Annotated in this window: 18 protein-coding genes; 10 read left to right on the forward strand and 8 right to left on the reverse strand. The window is 68.0% G+C overall.

The annotated features are described in order from the left end of the window. The first annotated feature begins 137 nt into the window (after positions 1 to 137). The 4 genes from MRBLMI13_RS08540 to MRBLMI13_RS08555 are packed head-to-tail and all read left to right on the forward strand — an operon-like array spanning position 138 to position 4,255. A complete protein-coding gene (locus MRBLMI13_RS08540; RefSeq protein ID WP_042540959.1) occupies positions 138 to 1,448 on the forward strand; it encodes an ABC transporter substrate-binding protein in 1,311 nt (436 codons plus the stop codon). Beyond that, entirely contained in the window at positions 1,441 to 2,415 is a 975-nt protein-coding gene (locus MRBLMI13_RS08545; RefSeq protein WP_042540957.1) for a carbohydrate ABC transporter permease, read from the forward strand. The genes MRBLMI13_RS08540 and MRBLMI13_RS08545 overlap by 8 nt, the downstream gene beginning before the upstream one ends. Further along, on the forward strand, positions 2,412 to 3,266 hold the full coding sequence (locus tag MRBLMI13_RS08550) for a carbohydrate ABC transporter permease (protein ID WP_042540955.1): 855 nt from the start codon (positions 2,412 to 2,414) through the stop codon (positions 3,264 to 3,266). Before MRBLMI13_RS08545 ends, MRBLMI13_RS08550 begins: the two co-directional genes overlap by 4 nt. Then, positions 3,263 to 4,255 carry a glycoside hydrolase family 43 protein gene (locus tag MRBLMI13_RS08555; RefSeq protein WP_367821806.1) on the forward strand — a complete coding sequence of 331 codons (993 nt, stop codon included), beginning with the start codon at positions 3,263 to 3,265 and terminating at the stop codon, positions 4,253 to 4,255. Before MRBLMI13_RS08550 ends, MRBLMI13_RS08555 begins: the two co-directional genes overlap by 4 nt. A gap of 17 nt (positions 4,256 to 4,272) precedes the next feature. On the opposite strand, the gene MRBLMI13_RS08560 is transcribed toward MRBLMI13_RS08555, so the two are convergent. Next, positions 4,273 to 4,722, reverse strand: coding sequence for a MarR family winged helix-turn-helix transcriptional regulator (locus MRBLMI13_RS08560; RefSeq protein ID WP_042540951.1), 450 nt, complete (start codon positions 4,720 to 4,722; stop codon positions 4,273 to 4,275). A gap of 113 nt (positions 4,723 to 4,835) precedes the next feature. Between MRBLMI13_RS08560 and MRBLMI13_RS08565 the strand changes: the two genes are divergently transcribed. Beyond that, positions 4,836 to 6,023 (forward strand): MFS transporter, encoded by a 1,188-nt coding sequence (locus tag MRBLMI13_RS08565; protein ID WP_309692609.1) that lies wholly within the window; start codon positions 4,836 to 4,838, stop codon positions 6,021 to 6,023. Next, entirely contained in the window at positions 6,020 to 6,895 is an 876-nt protein-coding gene (locus tag MRBLMI13_RS08570; protein WP_414685954.1) for an aldo/keto reductase, read from the forward strand. The genes MRBLMI13_RS08565 and MRBLMI13_RS08570 overlap by 4 nt, the downstream gene beginning before the upstream one ends. A gap of 30 nt (positions 6,896 to 6,925) precedes the next feature. On the opposite strand, the gene MRBLMI13_RS08575 is transcribed toward MRBLMI13_RS08570, so the two are convergent. Further along, on the reverse strand, positions 6,926 to 7,744 hold the full coding sequence (locus MRBLMI13_RS08575; RefSeq protein ID WP_197066051.1) for a shikimate 5-dehydrogenase: 819 nt from the start codon (positions 7,742 to 7,744) through the stop codon (positions 6,926 to 6,928). 543 nt (positions 7,745 to 8,287) lie between these two features. Here MRBLMI13_RS08575 and MRBLMI13_RS08580 point away from each other — a divergent pair. After that, complete coding sequence (locus MRBLMI13_RS08580; RefSeq protein ID WP_042540947.1) at positions 8,288 to 8,494, forward strand: cold-shock protein; 207 nt, start codon at positions 8,288 to 8,290, stop codon at positions 8,492 to 8,494. 237 nt (positions 8,495 to 8,731) lie between these two features. On the opposite strand, the gene MRBLMI13_RS08585 is transcribed toward MRBLMI13_RS08580, so the two are convergent. The 3 genes from MRBLMI13_RS08585 to MRBLMI13_RS08595 form a co-directional block, all read right to left on the reverse strand. After that, positions 8,732 to 9,397, reverse strand: a complete 666-nt coding sequence (locus tag MRBLMI13_RS08585) for an HAD hydrolase-like protein (protein WP_056375075.1) — start codon at positions 9,395 to 9,397, stop codon at positions 8,732 to 8,734. Positions 9,398 to 9,460: 63 nt separating this feature from the next. After that, positions 9,461 to 10,156, reverse strand: coding sequence for an endonuclease NucS (gene nucS, locus MRBLMI13_RS08590; RefSeq protein ID WP_042540943.1), 696 nt, complete (start codon positions 10,154 to 10,156; stop codon positions 9,461 to 9,463). A gap of 9 nt (positions 10,157 to 10,165) precedes the next feature. After that, positions 10,166 to 11,425 (reverse strand): MFS transporter, encoded by a 1,260-nt coding sequence (locus tag MRBLMI13_RS08595; RefSeq protein ID WP_367821811.1) that lies wholly within the window; start codon positions 11,423 to 11,425, stop codon positions 10,166 to 10,168. Positions 11,426 to 11,484: 59 nt separating this feature from the next. Between MRBLMI13_RS08595 and MRBLMI13_RS08600 the strand changes: the two genes are divergently transcribed. Next, positions 11,485 to 12,546 (forward strand): LacI family DNA-binding transcriptional regulator, encoded by a 1,062-nt coding sequence (locus MRBLMI13_RS08600; protein ID WP_367821813.1) that lies wholly within the window; start codon positions 11,485 to 11,487, stop codon positions 12,544 to 12,546. A gap of 68 nt (positions 12,547 to 12,614) precedes the next feature. On the opposite strand, the gene MRBLMI13_RS08605 is transcribed toward MRBLMI13_RS08600, so the two are convergent. From MRBLMI13_RS08605 to MRBLMI13_RS08615, 3 genes are all read right to left on the reverse strand, one after another. Then, positions 12,615 to 14,114 carry a hypothetical protein gene (locus tag MRBLMI13_RS08605; protein ID WP_367821815.1) on the reverse strand — a complete coding sequence of 500 codons (1,500 nt, stop codon included), beginning with the start codon at positions 14,112 to 14,114 and terminating at the stop codon, positions 12,615 to 12,617. Positions 14,115 to 14,191: 77 nt separating this feature from the next. After that, positions 14,192 to 14,518 carry an L-rhamnose mutarotase gene (locus MRBLMI13_RS08610; RefSeq protein ID WP_309692635.1) on the reverse strand — a complete coding sequence of 109 codons (327 nt, stop codon included), beginning with the start codon at positions 14,516 to 14,518 and terminating at the stop codon, positions 14,192 to 14,194. A gap of 11 nt (positions 14,519 to 14,529) precedes the next feature. Next, complete coding sequence (locus MRBLMI13_RS08615; RefSeq protein WP_367821817.1) at positions 14,530 to 15,858, reverse strand: alpha-L-fucosidase; 1,329 nt, start codon at positions 15,856 to 15,858, stop codon at positions 14,530 to 14,532. Positions 15,859 to 15,944: 86 nt separating this feature from the next. On the opposite strand from MRBLMI13_RS08615, the gene MRBLMI13_RS08620 reads away from it, so the two are divergent. Both MRBLMI13_RS08620 and MRBLMI13_RS08625 read left to right on the forward strand, forming a co-directional pair. Further along, positions 15,945 to 17,288, forward strand: a complete 1,344-nt coding sequence (locus MRBLMI13_RS08620) for an alpha-L-fucosidase (protein ID WP_367821819.1) — start codon at positions 15,945 to 15,947, stop codon at positions 17,286 to 17,288. Between the two features lie 69 nt (positions 17,289 to 17,357). Next, a complete protein-coding gene (locus MRBLMI13_RS08625; RefSeq protein WP_228385613.1) occupies positions 17,358 to 18,614 on the forward strand; it encodes an ABC transporter substrate-binding protein in 1,257 nt (418 codons plus the stop codon).

Below are 18,614 nucleotides of genomic sequence, written 5' to 3' on the forward strand. Positions count from 1 at the left end.
TCTCCAATTGGTCGCTACGTCGTCACCCGCGATACTACCTTGACAACAAAATTCCAGCGCTGTAAATTGCGAACACGGCTGGGGTATCCGGTCATCCCGCTCCGGTGCGCCGGAGTCACTCAAAGGAGAGCAATCACATGAACAGTCCATGGGCTCGCCGAGCGATAGGTGCAGGCATCGCACTCGCCATCGGCATCACGGCATCAGGGTGCGCGGCGTCGGCCGGCACCGGTGGGGGCGGCGTCTCCGGCGATGGGGAGTACACCGGCCCCGATGTCGAGATCACCTTCTGGCACGGCTGGACGGGTGGAGCAGCCCCCAAGATCGTCCCCGAGCTCATCAAGGAGTTCAACGCGGAGCACGACAACATCACGGTGAAGGCCGTCCCGCAGGAGTGGGCGGACATCACGGCGAAGATGCCGCTCGCCATCAAGGCGGGCAAGGGGCCGGACGTCGCCGTGCTGCACGGAGACGACCTGGCCACGTATGCGGCGCAGAACCTGCTGCTCGACTCCGGGGAGATCATCGACGGGCTCGGATATGCGGCGGAGGACTTCCCGCCCACCGTCTTCGACAAGGGCAACTACCAGGACACCCAGTACGCGGTGCCGTGGAGCGTGACGCCGCTGGGCCTGTTCACCAACAAGTCGGTGCTCGCGAAGGCCGGCATCAGCGAGATCCCCACCGACGAGGCGTCGTATCTGGCCGCACTCGACGCGCTGAAGGGTGCGGGAGTCCAGGGCGAGTGGGTCGACGGCTACGTCTTCACCGGCACGTTCGAGTTCCAGAGCCTGATCTGGCAGTTCGGTGGAGACCTCTACAACGACGACGTCACCGAGGCCACATTCAATTCAGAGGCGGGCGTGAAGGCCCTCACCTGGATGACCGACATGGTCGACAAGGGGTACAGCCCCGCGAACGTCGCACAGGACGGCAACATCAAGGCGCTCATCGCCGGCGACACCGCATTCAACTGGAACGGCGTCTGGCAGACGACGAACACCGCCTTCGACGATCTCGACTGGGCACCGGCACCCGTGCCGCAGATCGGCGACGAGAAGGCCGTCTGGTCGAGCTCGACCCACTGGGTCTTCCCCGCCAACAAGGGCCAGGACGCGAACGAGACGGCCGCCGCATCGGTCTTCGTGAAGTGGATGAACGACAACTCCCTCGGATGGGCCGAGACCGGCGAGCTGCCTGCCGCGAACTCGGTGCGCGAAGACCCGGAGCTGCTGTCGACCTACCCCAACCTCGCCCCCTTCATGGAGCAGCTGGAGTACGCCCACTACGAGACGGTCTCGCCGGGGATCTCCGAGGTCAACGCGCAGATCACCCTCGCGCTGAACGAGGCACTCACCGGCAAGAAGGATCCGAAGACCGCGCTCGACGACGCTGCGGCCAAGGCCGATCAGATCCTCGAGCAGAACCGGGCCAAGTACGGTGACTGAGACAGCCACCCTCGTCGCCCCCCAGCGCAGCAGCGCTGGGGGGCGACACCCGCGCAGACCTGCGGGCTCCGCATCCTCCCGGCGCAAGACGCTCACCGCGTATCTGTTCCTCGCTCCGTTCCTCGTGCTCTTCCTGACTTTCGTCGCCGGCCCGGGGATCTTCGGCATCTGGATGAGCCTCACCAACTGGAGCCCGTTCCGCGACGTGCAGGAGTTCGTCGGATTCCAGAACTACATCGATCTGTTCACCCCGGGCAACGTGCTCTCCAGCGACTTCTGGAAGTCGATGAGCGTCACCGGGATCTTCATCGTGATCAGCGTGCCGTTCCTCGTCGTCATCCCGCTTCTCGTGGCGATCCTGCTGAACCAGCGCATCCGCGCGGCCACGACGTTCCGCACGATCTTCTTCGCGCCGTATGTGCTCGGCGTCGCGGTCATCGGCGTGATCTGGGGCTACATCTTCGACACGCAGTCCGGCATCCTCAACCACCTGCTCGGCGTGATCGGGCTCCCCTCGGACGTCCCGTGGACGGTCGACGTCCCCTGGGTCTGGGTCTCCATCGTCGGCGTCACCGTCTGGTGGACCATGGGTCTCAACACGATCATCTTCCTGGCCGGCCTCAAGGGCATCAACGGCGACCTCTATGAAGCGGCCGCGCTCGACGGCGCCGGAGCGATGCGGAAGTTCTCGAGCGTCACCCTTCCAGGACTCCGCCCGGTGATGACCTTCATCACCACGACCACGATCCTCGCGTCGGCGAACATGTTCGGCCAGTCCTACCTCCTCACGAAGGGCGGCCCGGGCACCGAGACGCGGACGGTGATCATGTACATCGCCGACCAGGGTCTCTCGCAGAACAACATGGCACCGGCTGCCGCCATGAGCTACATCCTGTTCCTCGCGCTCGCGATCGTCAGCGTGATCAACTTCCGGCTGCAGCGCGAACGAGTCGAGAAGGCATCATGACCACAGCACTGACCCGTCGCCCGTCCGCCCGCCGCACGTGGGGGCGCGTCGCCCTCTATGCCGCGCTCGTCGCACTGGCTCTCGTGATCGTCCTTCCGCTTCTGTGGATGCTGATCACGTCGTTCAAGACCGATGCCGATGCGATCAGATCGCCGTTCTCGCTGCCGGACCCGTTCTCGATCGAGGCCTACCAGAGCCTGCTCGGCTCGGGAGAGCAGCCGATCTTCCTCTGGCTCTGGAACAGCTTCGCCGCCGCGACCCTGCAGACCGTCCTGATCCTCGTGACGGCGTCGATGGGGGCGTATGCACTGGCTCGGCTCGAGTTCGCAGGCAAGAGGATCATCTTCGGCGTCATCATCGCGACGCTTCTCGTTCCTCCGGTGGTCTTCCTCATCCCGAACTACCTGATCGTGCAGAACCTCGGCTGGCTCGACACGATCTGGGCCATCACGGTGCCCGGCGCCGCCGGTGCCTTCGGCATCTTCTTCCTGCGACAGTTCTTCGTCGGGCTGCCGCCCGAGATCGAGGAGGCCGCCCGCATCGACGGTGCCGGCGACATCCGGATCTTCGTGCAGGTGGTGCTTCCGCTCGCTCGACCCGCGCTGGCGACTCTGGCGGTGCTGTCGTTCCTCGGCAACTGGAACGACTTCCTCTGGCCGGTGTATGTGCTGCTGAGCCCCGAGAACCTCACGTTGCAGCCGGGACTCAGCCAGTTGCAGGGCGCCTACTCGACGCACTTCGCGATCGTCATGGCAGGAGCGGTGATCGCCTCCGTCCCCGTCCTGATCCTCTTCGCGATCGCGCAGCGGCAGATCGTCGAATCCGTCGCCGGATCGGCGGTCAAGGGGTGACCCAGGTCGCGAAGAAGCTCGCGTCCACGGTCGCTGCGAGCATCATCCTCGCTCTGGGCGTCGGTGTCGTGGGATGCTCCGGCGAGGCCGAACCCGAGGCGACCGTGGAGCGGGCGCCGTTCCTCATCGATCAGGACTTCGCCGATCCCGACGTCGTCCACGGCGACGACGGGTACGTCGCCTTCGCCACCGAGAATCAGGGCGCGAACGTGCAGTTCGCCACCTCGACCGACCTGGTCACATGGGACGTCTCGACCGATGACGCGCTGCCGGTCCTTCCGGCATGGGCCAGCGCGGGGCGGACCTGGGCGCCGGACGTCTCGGAGCGAGCCGACGGGAGCTTCGTGATGTACTTCTCGGCCGAGCACGCCGACTCCGGGAGGCAGTGCATCGGATCCGCCACCTCCGACTCGCTCACGGGTCCCTACGTCGCTGTCGGCGCGGAGCCGATGATCTGCCCGCTCGAAGAGGGCGGCGCGATCGACCCCGCCGCCTTCGTCGACGACGACGGGTCGCGGTTCCTCCTGTGGAAGAACGACGGCAACTGCTGCGAGCTCGACACGTGGATCCAGATCGCGCCCGTCTCCGCCGACGGCACCCAGCTGGCGGGACCGGCGACCCGATTGGTCATGCAGACCGAGGCCTGGGAAGGGCATCTGGTGGAGGCGCCGGTGCTGGTCGAGCGCGACGGCACCTACGTCCTGCTCTACTCGGCGAACGACTACGGCTCCGAGGACTACGCGATCGGCGCGGCGACGTCCCCGTCGCTGCTCGGACCCTACGAGAAGCTGCCGGACCCCGTCCTCTCCACCTCGTCCGCCGACGACCGTTACATCGGTCCGGGGGGTCAGGACGTCGTCTCCACACCCGACGGTGATGTGCTCGTCTTCCACGGATGGGACGACCTCTTCATCTACCGGGGTATCGCCGCCCTGCCTCTCGACTGGGAGGGTGCCATGCCCTCCGTTCGACTCTCGACCACCGACTGACGACGGCGAGCAGGCGCTCAGGCGTCGACGGTCACTGCCTGCAGAGCATGCACGACGGGCGCGAGCTCCGGCTGTGCGACCGCGTCTCCGAGAGCGCGTTCGAGGGTTTCGTCGTGGATCGGATGCGCCTGTTCGTAGAGCGCCTGGCCGGCGGCGGTGAGCTCGGTGTAGATGCCGCGGCGGTCATCGGCGCAGAGGATGCGGGTGAGCAGCCCGCGGTCTTCGAGGCGGGTCACGAGTCTGGTCGTGGCGCTCGGGCTCAGCGCCGTCGCGCGGGCGAGCTGCTGCATCCGCATGTGCCAGCCGTCCTGCCTGCTGAGGGCGTCGAGCACCGTGTACTCGACGACCGAGAGGCCGACCGAGGCGCCGAGCGCCTTCTCGAGATCGGCCTCGATGATGCCGTGCAGTGCGGCGAGCGTGCGCCAGCCGCGCGCGCGGATCTCGACAGCGTCGTCTGAGATGCCCACAGTGACCTCCCAAGTAGTTGCTTGCGCTGGATAGTTGCGTGTGCAATGATTATCCGTCGGACGCAATATCCCGCGTCTGCAACTACTTTAGCAGAGGACCACGGAGCACACCCATGCCACTCGGACTCATCGCACTCGCCATCGGCGCCTTCGGGATCGGACTCACGGAGTTCGTGATCATGGGCCTGCTCCCCGAGGTCGCGACCGACTTCGGCGTCACCGAGGCCACGGCCGGCTGGCTGATCTCGGGTTACGCGCTGAGCGTCGTCGTCGGCGCCCTCGGCCTCACCGCCGCCACCACGCGCCTGCCGCGCAAACCCGTGCTGCTCGGCCTCGTCGTGCTGTTCATCGTGGGCAATGCGATCACGGCCCTCGCCCCTGACTACTCGGTGGCCATGATCGGCCGCATCATCGCCGCCCTGTGCCACGGCGCGTTCTTCGGCATCGGATCGGTCGTCGCGGCCGAGCTCGTCGCCCCCGAGAAGAAGGCCAGGGCGATCGCGATCATGTTCACCGGCCTCACGGCGGCCAACGTGTTCGGCGTTCCCTTCGGCACGTTCCTCGGACAGCAGTTCGGCTGGCGCTCGACGTTCTGGGTGATCTCGGTCATCGGCGTCGTCGCCTTCGCCGGCATCGCGCTGCTCGTCACCGCCCCGAGGTCGGCCGGTGCGCAGGTGAGTCTGCGCAGCGAACTCCGTGCCTTCCGATCGGGTCAGGTGTGGCTCTCGCTCATCGTCACAGCCCTCGCGTTCGGCGGCATGTTCGGCGCCTTCACGTACATCGCCTACACACTCACCGACGTCACCGGATTCGCCGACACCGCCGTGCCGTGGCTGCTCGTGCTGTTCGGCGTCGGGCTCGTGGCGGGCAACGGGATCGGCGGACGCCTGGCCGACCGCTCGATCGACCGCACCCTCCTGATCTTCATCTCGGCCCTGGTGGTCGTGCTCGTGCTGTTCGGGTTCTTCGCCTGGTCGCAGCCCGTGACGACGGCGATCCTCGTGCTGATGGGCGCGTTCGGATTCGGCACGGTGCCCGCGCTGCAGAGCCGCATCATGCACTACGCCGGTGGAGCACCGACTCTCGCCTCCGGCGCCAACATCGGCGCGTTCAACGTCGGCAACGCCCTCGGCGCCTGGGCCGGCGGCCTCGGCATCTCGGCGGGGCTCGGATACACCTCGCCCATCTGGATCGGCGCCGCGATCACGGCATCCGCTCTGGTCGTCATGGTGATCGCCGTCGTCGCGGCCCGGCGGCCCTCGCCCGCAGCGACCGGCACCCTCCAGACCGTCGCCGCATGACCGCACACACCCGCAGACAGAACGAGAAGGAATCAGCAGTGAACACCCCCGCAATCCCCACAGTCACCCTGAACAACGGGATCGAGATGCCTCAGCTCGGCTACGGCGTCTTCCAGGTGCCGGATGCCGAGACGACGGATGCCGTGGCCGCGGCCCTCGACGCCGGATACCGCAGCATCGACACCGCAGCGGTCTACGGCAATGAGGCGGGCGTCGGGCGCGCGATCGCCGACTCGGGCATCGCGCGCGACGAGCTGTTCATCACGTCGAAGGTGTGGATCTCCGATCACGGATTCGATGCCACGCTGCGCGCCTACGATGCATCGCTCGAGCGCCTGGGGCTCGAAAGCCTCGACCTGTATCTGATCCATTGGCCGACGCCGGCTCTGGCGACGTATCCCGAGACCTGGCGCGCGCTCGAGCGTCTCTACGCTGACGGACGGGTGCGGGCGATCGGGGTCTCGAACTTCGAGCCGGGGCACCTCGAACGGCTCGCTTCCGAGGGCGGCGTCGTGCCCGCGGTCAACCAGGTCGAGCTGCACCCGGCGCTGCAGAACCGTGCGGTTGCGGCGGCGAATGCTCAGCGGGGGATCATCACCGAGGCGTGGAGCCCGCTCGCACAGGGCGCCGTTCTCGGCGACGGCTCGGTCATCGAGATCGCCGATCGCCACGGCAAGACCCCTGCGCAGATCGTGCTGCGGTGGCATCTGCAGCAGGGGCGAGTCGTGATCCCCAAGTCGGTGACCCCCGCCCGCATCGCGGAGAACCTCGACGTGTTCGGTTTCGAGCTCAGCGCCGACGAGCTCGCGGCCGTCGATCTCCTCGAGCGCGACGGACGCACCGGCCCGCACCCCGCCGAGTTCAACGGCTGACGCCACCGCCGGGTCATGCGGGCGCGGTGGTCACTGCGCCCGCATGAACTCCTCGGCCGCCGCGACCTGCTCGGCGGTCGGGCGGATGCCCGTGTAGAGCACGAACTGCTCGAGCGCCTGCAGCGTCGCCACCTCGGCGCCGGTGATGACGGTCTTCCCGGCCTCGCGCCCCGCCGCGATCAACGGCGTCTCGGCAGGCAGGGCGACGACGTCGAACACGACGGATGCCGCAGCGATCTGCCCCTCGGTGAACGACAGCGCATGCTCGTCCGCCCCACCCGCCATGCCGATCGGTGTGATGTTCACGATGATGTCGGCGGTCGCAGCATCCGCATCGGCCGTCCAGGCGAACCCGTAGAGGTCGGCGAGCCCCCGACCGCGCGCTTCGTTGCGGGCGGCGATGGTCACACGAGCGAAGCCTGCGTCACGGAAGGCGGCGGCCGTGGCCTTCGCCATTCCGCCCGAGCCGCGCAGCAGCACGGATGCCGCGGAGTCGAGCGAGTTGCGCTCGATCAGCTGGGCGATCGCGCTGTAGTCGGTGTTGTAGGCCGTGAGCACCCCGTCGTCGTTCACGATCGTGTTCACCGAGTCGATGGCGGTCGCAGAGGGATCCATACGGTCGACGAGCGCGATGACGTCCTCTTTGTAGGGCATCGAGATCGCGCAGCCGCGGATGCCGAGACCCCGTACGCCGGCGATCGCCTGGCCGAGGTCGGTCGGTGCGAACGCTTTGTAGATCCAATTGAGGCCGAGCTCTTCGTAGAGGAAGTTGTGGAATCGCGTGCCGTTGTTGCTCGGGCGTGCAGACAGCGAGATGCACAGGGTCATGTCCTTGTTCAGCATGGTCACCGCACCAGGCTACTCGCGGACTCTGCTGCATCCGACCCACTGATGACCGCGATCGTCAACCCCCCTTGGCGGGATCCGATCGCCTCCCCTAGGGTGAAGCTGCATGCACAGGGGATTGATCGTCTTCGTCTTCCCCAGAGACGAGCTGCCTTCCCCAGAGGCAAAGGCGATTCGTGCATGCGATTGGGCCCTCTCGAGTAGTTCTGTCCCCAACGGATTGCTCGAGAGGGCCGCTATCGTTTGTCTTCTTCTCACAAGTTTTCGGATTTGTCCCCCAAATGGGGGACAAACGCGTGCCGGAGGGGTTAGGCTGGAATCTGACGCACCCTCCGGTCGTCTTCGGCCCTCATCGCTCCCCCCGCGGTGAGGGCCACACCATTTTCTGGGCGCGTTCGTGTGCCCCCTCGTGTGACCGCGGATGACCGCTCATGCAACATTTGGGTTACGGGCTGACCTCGGGACTTCCGCTCAGCGCGTGCTCCACTAGCGTGGAGCACGTCGGGGCATCCTGCGTCGGCTTCTTTCCAGCAGAACAGGCAGTACATGAGCACCCAGGGCACGGTTAAGTGGTTCAACTCGGAGAAGGGCTTCGGCTTCATCTCCCCCGACGACGGCGGCGCTGACGTTTTCGCGCACTACTCCGCCATCGAGTCATCCGGCTACCGCTCTCTTGAAGAGAACCAGCGAGTCGAGTTCGACGTGGCGCAGGGCCCCAAGGGCCTGCAGGCTGAGAACATCCGTCCGCTCTGAGAGCGGACGTCATAGAACTCCCCGACCGGAGGCCCGCACCCGTTGCGACCCTCCGGCGGGGAGTTCTGTGCTTTGTGGGCTGATCTCGCGGGCTCACGCTCGCTCGACGGACGTGCCCGGAGACCCTCTCGGGAGGAGATCTGCCTCTCAGGAGGAGATCTGCCTCTCAGGAGGAGATCTGCGGGCTGAGGCTCCTCCCCAGGGAGAGTTCTCCTCCGGAGGCGGCAGGCCCGCCGGTCAGTTCAGCAGAAGCGCGCGCAGCTCGTCGGGCGATGCGGCGCGGAAGGCCGCCTCGTCGCCTTCATGCGTGTCGCTGAAGCCCCACTCGACGAAGATCACCGGGACGCCGTTCGCGTTGCCGCCCTCGACATCGTGGTGACGGTCGCCGATCAGCACCGGACGCGAGACGTCGGCGCCTCGGTCGGCCAGTCGGCGCAGCGCCTCGGCGACGATGTCGGTCTTCGACGCGAGGGTCGATTCGTCGGGTGTCGCGCCGACGGTCGTGACGAAGTACGGGCGAAGTTCGAAGAAGTCGATGATCGCGTCGACCTGGATCTCGGGCTTCGAGCTCGCGGTCGCCTGCGGGATGCCGGCGTCGTGCAGGTCGCGGATGATCTCGGGCACGCCGGGGTACGTTCTGACATCGGTCGTGTAGCCGTCGGCCTTGCCGAGCGTGCGGTAGAAGCTCACGGCCTCGGCGGACTGCTCGGGGGTCATGCCCGCCTGCGCCTGGAACGACTGGAACATCGGCGGCCCGATCCAGTGCACCAGCTGCTCGCGCGTGGGAGCAGGGTGACCGAAGTGCGTGAGGGCGACGTTCAGGCGGCGGAGGATGCCGACCGACGCGTCGGCGATGGTGCCGTCGACGTCCCAGAGCACGCACGAGTAAGGGGAAGAAGCCACGTCTTCCAGCCTATGGGCAGTGCGCGAAGCGACCGAACGCCGTGAACATCTGTGCAGCTCGCCTCAGAAGAGGCGGGGGATGCCCGACTCGATGCCCTTCATGTCGTCGTAGTCGAGCACGAGGCAGCGGATGCCGCGGTCCTCGGCCAGCACACGCGCCTGCGGCTTGATCTCCTGCGCGGCGAAGACGCCCTGCACGGGGGCGAGGTGCGGATCGCGGCCCAGCAGCTCGAGGTAGCGGGTGAGCTGCTCGACGCCGTCGATGTCGCCGCGGCGCTTGATCTCGACTGCGATGGCCGCGCCGTCGGCATCCCGCACGAGGAGATCGACGGGGCCGATGGCCGTCGGGTATTCGCGGCGCACCAGCGTCGCACCGTCCGAGATGCGGTCGACCTGCTCGGCCAGGAGGCGCTGCAGGTCGGCTTCGACGCCGTCTTTCTGCAGCCCGGGGTCGACGCCCAGGTCGTGGTTCGTGTCGTGCAGGATCTCGTAGATCTGCACGCGAAGCGCGTCGCCGGTCTTCTTGTGCGTGACACGCCAGACCTCGGTGACGCCGGCGATCGACTCCTCCTCGCCCGGCTCCTCGGAGGCGAGCGAGCAGGGCGGGCTCATCCAGTTCAGCGGCTTGTAGCTGCCGCCGTCGGAGTGCACGAGCAGACTCCCGTCTCCCTTGTGCACGAGCAGACGCGTGGCAAGCGGAAGGTGGGCATTGAGCCGGCCCGTGTAGTCCACGGAGCAACGGGCGATGACGAGACGCACCCGACGAGCCTACTTCGTCGGGCGCACTCGTTCTGCGGCGGCGGGCTGACTCGACATCTCGTCTGTGCGCAGCGGACGGGCGGCACCCGAGAAGAGGCCGGACAGCACGACCAGCCCGACCAGGATGTAGAGCGTGTTGAGCAGGCCGATGTGCTCGCTGATGAAGCCGAGCACCGGAGGGCCGCCGAGGAAGGAGATGTAGCCGATCGTCGCCGCGGCGCTCACGCGCGCGGCGGCCTTGGCGGGGTCGTCTGCTGCGGCCGACATTCCGAGCGGGAAACCGAGCGATGCGCCGACGCCCCACAGGGCCGCACCCACGAAGACCAGCGCGAGGCTGGGCGCCAGGATGAACAGCAGGATGCCGGATGCCGCGGCGACCGAGAGGATGCGCAGCACCGCGACGCGTCCGAACCGGTCGACGAGCGGGCCGCCGAACACGCGGACGACGGTCATCGCGACCGAGAACGTCGCGAGGGCCGCGGCGCCCAGTGCTGTTCCGCCGCCGTGGTCCTCCGCGACACCGAGAGCCAGCCAGTCGTTGGCGCCGCCCTCGGCGAACGACATGCCGAGCATCACCACGCCGATCGCGTAGGTACGCGGCTCGCGCCAGGCCGACAGGGCGACGTGCATGCGCTCGCGCCAGTGCACCTTCTCGCCGTCTTCCGTCGTCGGGTCGAGCGCTTCGGCGCGGCGTGGGACGCTGGCGATGCTGATGACGCCGATGGTGGCGATCGCCACCGCGACGACGAGCGTGTGCGTGAAGACGTTGATCTGCAGCTGGGCGGCCAGGGCGCCGAGGCCGGCGCCGATCACGGTGCCGAAGCTGAAGAAGGCGTGGAAGAGCGGAAGGATCGTCTTGCCCGAGTGCTGTTCGATCGCGGTGGCCTCGACGTTCATCATGACGTCGACGCAGCCGTTGCCCAGGCCGAACAGCACGAGACCGATCAGCACCACCGGGTACGAGCCCAGCACGTTGGCACCGATGCCGATCAGGGCGACGCCGGAGGCGAACGTGAAGATCGACACCATCATGCCCAGGCGCGCGCCGGTGCGCGCCATGATCGCGGGGCTGGTCGAGATTCCGATGATCGACGCGATTCCCGCGCCGAGCAGCAGCATGCCGACCTGTGCCTTGTCGACCTCGAGCGCGAGCTTGATGTCGGGGACACGCGATGCCCAGGTGGCGATCGACAGACCGCTGGCGAGGAAGATCGCGAAGATCGCCGTGCGCCAGCGCACGTACTGCGATCGAGAGAGAGCCGTGTCCATGGTGCACAGCATATCGAATCGATTCGATGGACGGGAACCGGGGGAGCTATCCTCGGAGTATGACGAGTCACGAGACCACGCGCCGAGCGACGATCGCCGATGTCGCCCGCGCGGCGGGAGTCGCGACGTCGACCGCCTCCGTCGTCTTCAGCGGCAAGACCAACGTCGCACCGGCAACGCGCGAGCGGGTGCTCGCCGCCGCGGCCGAACTCGGCTACGCCGGGCCCGATCCGCGCGCCGCCTCGCTGCGCCGGGGACGCAGCGGCATCGTGGCCGTGGTGCTCGAGGGGCATCTGCGGGCCGCCTTCCTCGACCCGGTGACGACCGCCATGATGGACGGCCTCACCGACGGGATGGCCGACCTGAGCGCCGGCATCCTGCTGATGCGCGACGAGCCGGGCGATGACGGATCATCGCTCTCGAGCGCGCCGGTCGACGCGGTCGTGCTCATCGGATGCTCGGGGCGCGCCAAGGCATCGCTCGACATCGTCCGCAGCCGTGGACTTCCCGTGGTCGTGATCGAGGGCGACGCCGGAGAGGGCATCCCGAGGATCACCCTCGACAACGCCGCCGCTGCCGCGGACGTCGCCCGGCACCTGCGCGATCTCGGCCACCGCGACGTGGCGCTCGTCACACTGCCGCTCGACACGGGCCGCGAGCGGGGCCCCGTCACGCAGGAGCGCATCGATGCGGCGACGGTGGATGTGACGATCGACCGCCTCGCCGGCATGCGCGAGATCTTCCCGGATGCACCGGCGATCTCGGCGGGAGGCAGCTTCATCGACGAGGGACTCCTTGCGGGGCGGACGCTGCTGGCGGATGCCGAGACCAGGCCGACGGCGATCCTCGCCCAGAGCGACCTCATCGCGGTGGGCGTCATCCGTGCGGCGGAGGAGCTGGGGCTACGGGTGCCCGAAGACCTGTCGGTCGCCGGCTTCGACGGCATCGCCGCCGACGGGCTCGGCGACCTCGTGCTCACGACCAGCGTGCAGCCGGCGGTCGAGAAGGGGCGTGCCGCGGGTGAGCAGGTCGCACGGATGCTGCAGGGAGAGCCGGGCCTCACCCTGCACCTCACCTGCCGGTTCCGCGAGGGCACGACCACGGCGCCGCCCGCCCGCTGAGCAGGCGGCGGACGTGTGGGTGGGGCGAGACGGGTTCGCGCCACTTCAGGAGCGAGGGACCTCGGGGGTCAGGAGCGCTGCGGACCCAACGGCAGCGTCTCGGTGCCCAGATCGAGGATCGAGTACCGACCGCAGTCGACGACCCTCTCGGGGAGAACCGCTCGCGGCGGGTCCCACGGCACCGTCTGCGAATCCTCGACGAGGAACGACACCTCGCCGACTGCGAAGTCCGTGCGGTCGACCAGCCAGGCATACGCGTTGAGCTGATGATCGACCTGCACGAGCTGTGAGGGATCGGCCAGGTGTAGCTTGGGCAGGCGCACTGTCCAGAACTGCCCGGCACCGGTGCGACCGGAGGCGTCGACCCAGTCGGTGACGCAGGTGAGATCGGCATCGGGCCGGGTTGCCGCATCCGCGAGTCGAGGGATGCTGAGCCCCCCGGCGACGAGCAGCAGGACACCGACCATCACCGCTGCGGGTCGCCGCACACGGTCGCCGACTCGCAGGGCGTGCGGAGCGGCGACGAGTGCGAGCACCGGTGCGAAGGCGAACGGCTGCAGATAGCGTGCCGCGTGGGTTCCCAGCATGACGGCACCGACCACGACCATGACCGGCGAGACCCACGCCATCGCCGCGACCAGCCGTGAGCCGGGGTCGCCCGCCCGCACGGTGCGCACGACGGCTGCGACGATGAGTGCGGCAGCGATCAGCAGCCCGATCACGCCGTGGAGGTTCTGCATCCGTTCGCCGACGAGCCGGCCGTAGTAGTCGATCGATTCGTGCCACTGCCCGGGCTGTATGTAATCGATGCCGGTCTTCGTGATCCATGCCGCGAGCGGAATACGTGACAGGAATCCGAGCGTGGTGCCCGCGAGCAGCACGGCGATGATGACCGGCGCACGCGAGCGCAGCCCTGGGGAGACCGACGCGATCGCCAGCAACATCACGAGCGGAATCGTCGCCCACGCCGCGTAGAGCGGGTTCGAGAGGGTCGACACGAGGGCGACGACGCCGAGTCCGATCGACGGCCATGCCATGAGCGCACGGCTGTCGATCATGCGCCGCACGATGCCGATCGTCAGGACGGCGGCGACGACGGTCGCGGAGTAATAGGTGGTCGTCAGCTGCAGCGACGCGAGGTCGAGCGCCTCGCGCGACGCCGAGACATCGCTCGTCGCGAGCACCCCGAATACCGCGAGTGCGAGCACGGACCAGGCAACGGGGGCCATGCCGGCACGGGCGCGGCCGGCAGTCAGGCGGATGGCGCCGTAGAGGGCGAGCAGGTTGACGACCGCGCTGATCGCGAAGAGACCGCTCGCATCGACGGGCACCGCTGCGTCGAGGGCGGTGAACGCTGCGGACTCGGGCAGGAACAGCACGCTCGACATCGCCCAGTCGAGCGGTTCGCCGGAGAGCAGCGAGCGGGCGAGCATCGCGACGACCATCGAGTCGCCGTCGCGGAAGAGCAGATCTGCTCGGGCCGACGACGCGACCGCGCCGGCGGTGACGAGCGACACAGCGGCAGCGCCCAGCCAACCAGCCAGCTCCCGCACCCACGCCCGCGTCACGGGGCTACTCTGCCACGACCGCCGAGAAGACTCGGTCTTCGCCGGTCCGCCGGTCACGCGATCTGCCGATCAGCCGATCAGGCGATCTGCGACCTCAGATCCCAGACCTCTTCGAGAGGAGCGGTTCCCTCGGCGCCATCCGCATCGCGGAAGACCTCGACGAAACGCCCGATGTCGGCCTGCCAGGCGTGATCGGCCGGGTCATCCTCGAGCGCGGCGACCGCAGCGTCCCAGTCGTCGCACTCGACCAGGTGGAAGAGGCGGTGGCCGGATCGCCAGATGGTCCAGTCGTGGATGCCGATCCGCGAGAAGGTCTCAGCGAGGGCATCGGGGATGCGCGCGTGGTTCGTGCGGTAATCGTCGATCGCGCCGTCGCGGATCTCGGAGTGCAGGGCGATGCGCATGGGTGTGCCTTTCAAGCCAGGGGGCGGAACGAGATCGCGACGGGGGTCGCGGCATCCGCCACATCGACCAGGATGGCACCGTCGACGCGCTCCGCGGAAACCCCGGTGTCACCGATACGGGCCGTCTGCTCGTCGAGGAGGCCATCGGGATCGGGCAGGCGGACGCTCCCGTTCTGATCGATGACCGCATGCACCGCGTCGTCGGTGCGCGTCCAGCGCAGCCAGGGTTCGTCGGACGCCCGCAGTCGCTCCTCCGGTCGCGCGCCGAACACCGCGTGACCGTGACGGCTGTTCCACTCGCCGAGGCCCTCGAGGGTCTGCCGCTGGAGCTCGGGGATGCGCCCGGATGCCTCGAGCCCGATGTTCAGCAGCAGATTGCCGCCTCTCGAGACGACGTCGACGAGCAGGCGCACCGCCTCATCTGCCGACAGCAGGTGCTCGCTCGTCTCGTTGCGGTTGTGCCCGAAGGAGAGGCCGATGCCCCGGGTGTTCTCCCACGCCTCGCCCACCTCGACCGCCGTGCCGTGCACATACTCGCTGGTGCGGAAGTCCCAGTGCGATTCACCCCAGCGGTCGTTCACGACGCCCTCGGGCACTCGTGCGTAGAAGGTCTCGAATGCGTGCGCGAGACTCTTGGGTCCGGGTGCGATGCCGGCATCCGGCCAGCGGATGTCGCCCCACAGGATGTCGGGTCGGTATCGGTCGATCAGGTCGACGACGTGGTCGTGCGCATACTCGGCGTAGGCGAGGTCATCGGGGGCGGGGTCGCCGTCGTGCTCGATCGGCGGAAGGTCGGAGAAGTGCCAGTCGAGCCCGCCCGAGTAGTAGACGCCGAAGCGGAGTCCCGCGGCGCGGGTGGCCTCGGCGAAGGCGCCGATCAGGTCCTGCTGAGGCCCGCGTGCGACGGTGTTGCGTCCGTCGGTGCCCGGTGCGTCCCACAGGGTGACTCCGTCGTGGTGCTTGGTGGTCGGGATGAAGTAGCCGGCTCCCGTCGCCGCGACGACCGCGAGCACCTCGTCGGCGTCGAACGCCTCGGCCTTCCACTGGTCGAGGAAGTCGTCATAGGGGGCTTCGCCGTGCACCTCCTGCTGATGCGTGCGTGCGGGGGAGCCTTCGATGCGGATCGTGTTCGCGTACCACTCGGCGTAGGGATTGTGGGCGTACCACTGCTCTCGCGGCACTGCCCCGAGTTCGCCGGTCGGCTCGGCCCACGCGGGCACGGAGTAGGGGCCCCAGTGCACGAATATCCCGAGCGCCGCACCGCGGAACCACTCGGGCAGGGGCCGTTCGAACTCTCGGTAGGCCTCGGGGCGAACGGGGTCGGTCTCGAACATCGCCATCGGAAAACACCTTTCATCACACCCTTGTGAACCGTTTCGTCTATCACGTATCCTATAGGAAATCTTGAACTCAAGGGAGAGCTTCGATGACTGACGCAGGTTTCCGCCGCCCCACCGACCGCATCCCCGGCGGTGAGTGGTTCAGCGACGCGGGCTTCGGCATCTTCGTGCACTGGGATCAGGCCTCGCAGCAGGGGATCGAGATCTCCTGGCCGCTTGTCGGCCGCTCGATCATCCCCGGCGAGGACGCCGTCGAAGATGCGGTGACAGTCGCCGAGTATCAGGCGACGGCGCCGACGTTCGACCCGACGGAGTGGGATGCCGCCGATCTCGCCCGCCGCGTGCGCGACGCGGGAGCGACCTATGTCGTCTTCACCGCACGCCACCACGCCGGCTACAACATGTTCTTCACCGAGCAGTCCGACTTCGGCGTCGAGCACGGCCCCTTCGGCCGCGACATCACACGCGAGTTCGTCGACGCCGTGCGGGCCGAGGGGCTGAAGGTCGGCATCTACTACAGCCTTCCCGACTGGAACCACCCGGACTACCCGGCGTTCCGCGACGAGGACCTGCCGTACAAGCTCGAGCACTGGCCCGCCGCGGGGCTGGCCGAGTTCGCCGACACCCCGGATGCCACCGATCGCCATCGTCGCTCGTCGCCGGAGGAGTGGTCGCGCTATCTCGAGTACGTCCGCGCGCAGCTCACCGAGCTGCTCACGAACTACGGACAGATCGACCTGCTGTGGTTCGACGGAGACTGGGAGCGCTCGGCGGTGGAGTGGACCTCTCCCGGCCTGCGTCGTCTGATCAAGGAACTGCAGCCGCACGTCGTCATCAACGATCGTCTTCCCGGTCAGGGCGACTACCGCACGCCGGAGCAGGGATTCCCGCTCACCCCGCCGACCGGTCCATGGGAGCTGTGCCTGACGATCGGCGATCACTGGGCATGGCGCAGGGGGCCCGACAACGAGAAGTCCGCGCGGTCGCTGCTCGTCACCCTGATCGACGTCGTCGCCCGCGGAGGCAACCTGCTGCTGAACGTCGGCCCCGGCCCCGACGGCACGCTGCCCGCGGTCGAGCAGGAGCGTCTGCAGGAGTTCGCCGAGTGGATGCAGTCGCACGCCGAGGCCGTGATCGGCGTCGAGCCCACCGTGGGCATCGACTTCCACGGCCCGACCACCGCCCGTGCCGGCCGTCTCTACCTGCACCTGACCGCGCTGCCGGTCGAGGAGATCATCGTGCGCGGGCTGCCGGTGCGTTCGATCACCCGAGTGCATCGCCTCGCCGACGATCTCGAGCTGCAGCATGACGCCAGCTTCGAGGTGCACGAGGCGTCCATCGCGGGCGACGACCTGGGCGAGCTGCGAATCGTGGCACCCGCACCCAGCGGCGCGCTGATCGACGTCATCGCCATCGACTTCTCCGAGTAACCGCACCACCCGAGCGACACCCCCTCACCCATCGCATCGAATCAGCATCCAATGAAGGAGGCAGACAGAATGAATGCACTCTCATCCCGACGCGCGAAGCGTCTCGTCCTGACCGGGGCCGCGGGCCTCACCGTGGTCGCCCTCGCCGGTTGTGCCGGGGCCTCCGCCGGAGGCGCCGGCGGATCCGGCGGTCCGCTCGTGCTCTACACCTGGGCCGCCAGCGAGGGCGACCAGGCGCAGTGGGCCGACTTCATCGAAGGCGCGCAGGTCGAGGATCCCGACCTCGACATCTCCGTCGAGGGCCCGAGCTTCTCGGACTACTGGACCAAGGTGAAGACCCGCCTCAGCGGATCGAACCCGCCCTGCCTGCTCACGACCCAGGCCGCGCGCGCACAGGAGCTGGGCGACCTGCTCATGCCTCTCGACGATCTGATCGAGAAGAGCGGTTTCGACATCGACAGCATCGACGCCTCGATGCTCAGCGGCATGACGGTCGACGGGACGATCCGCGCGATCCCCTATGACGCCGAGCCGATCGTGCTCTTCTACAACGTCGAGGCGTTCCAGGCGGCAGGGCTCGAGCTGCCCGGCACCGAGTACACGCGCGACCAGTTCATCTCGGACGCCAAGGCGCTCACCGACGGAGAGAAGAAGGGTCTCGCGCTCGCGCCGGGCATCTTCATCCCCAACGCCTGGTCGCTCGCCGACGGCGTGCCCGCCGTCACCGAAGACGGCGAGCTCGACCTCACGAACTCCGATTTCGTCGACCAGATCCAGAGCTTCTTCGACCTCGTCTCGGTCGAGCAGGTCGCGAAGGCTCCCGAAGCCGCCGACGGCTCCGAAGTGTCGCAGCAGGCGTTCACCTCGGGCGAGGTGCCGATGCTCATCGAAGGCCCCTGGATGTACGGCAGCTTCGCCGACGCCGCCGACTTCACCCTGGGCGTCACGATCGTCCCGTCGACGAGCGGGACGGCAGCCGCGATGACCGCAGGCTCGGGATTCGGCATCGCTGCGAACTGCGACCGCCCCGATGAGGCCTTCGCCGCGATCGAGGCGCTGACCTCGGTGTCGGTGCAGGAGAAGCAGGCCGAGGCTCGTGGCATCGTCCCCTCTCGCATCGAGGCGCTTCCGGCCTGGGCCGAGGGCAAGACCGAGGGTGCCGCCGACGTCGTCGAGGCACTCCTCGCAGACGCGACGCCGCAGCGCACCACCTCGACCTGGAACCAGGTCGAGACCCTGATGACCCAGTACGGAGTGCAGGGCTACCGGGGTGAGCTGACGGCTGCGGAGATCATGGAGACGATCCAGAACTCGGTCGCGGGCTGA

The sequence above is a fragment of the Microbacterium sp. LMI13-1-1.1 genome (assembly GCF_040815625.1).
Classification (GTDB): domain Bacteria; phylum Actinomycetota; class Actinomycetes; order Actinomycetales; family Microbacteriaceae; genus Microbacterium; species Microbacterium forte.

Excerpts from the sequence above, each read along its gene's own strand:
- MRBLMI13_RS08615 (WP_367821817.1), bottom strand. The coding sequence starts at position 15,858 with ATGGCGATGTTCGAGACCGACCCCGTTCGCCCCGAGGCCTACCGAGAG.
- MRBLMI13_RS08625 (WP_228385613.1), top strand. The coding sequence starts at position 17,358 with ATGAATGCACTCTCATCCCGACGCGCGAAGCGTCTCGTCCTGACCGGG.
- MRBLMI13_RS08550 (WP_042540955.1), top strand. The coding sequence starts at position 2,412 with ATGACCACAGCACTGACCCGTCGCCCGTCCGCCCGCCGCACGTGGGGG.
- MRBLMI13_RS08565 (WP_309692609.1), top strand. The coding sequence starts at position 4,836 with ATGCCACTCGGACTCATCGCACTCGCCATCGGCGCCTTCGGGATCGGA.
- MRBLMI13_RS08570 (WP_414685954.1), top strand. The coding sequence starts at position 6,020 with ATGACCGCACACACCCGCAGACAGAACGAGAAGGAATCAGCAGTGAAC.
- MRBLMI13_RS08600 (WP_367821813.1), top strand. The coding sequence starts at position 11,485 with ATGACGAGTCACGAGACCACGCGCCGAGCGACGATCGCCGATGTCGCC.
- MRBLMI13_RS08620 (WP_367821819.1), top strand. The coding sequence starts at position 15,945 with ATGACTGACGCAGGTTTCCGCCGCCCCACCGACCGCATCCCCGGCGGT.
- MRBLMI13_RS08580 (WP_042540947.1), top strand. The coding sequence starts at position 8,288 with ATGAGCACCCAGGGCACGGTTAAGTGGTTCAACTCGGAGAAGGGCTTC.
- MRBLMI13_RS08610 (WP_309692635.1), bottom strand. The coding sequence starts at position 14,518 with ATGCGCATCGCCCTGCACTCCGAGATCCGCGACGGCGCGATCGACGAT.
- MRBLMI13_RS08540 (WP_042540959.1), top strand. The coding sequence starts at position 138 with ATGAACAGTCCATGGGCTCGCCGAGCGATAGGTGCAGGCATCGCACTC.
- MRBLMI13_RS08595 (WP_367821811.1), bottom strand. The coding sequence starts at position 11,425 with ATGGACACGGCTCTCTCTCGATCGCAGTACGTGCGCTGGCGCACGGCG.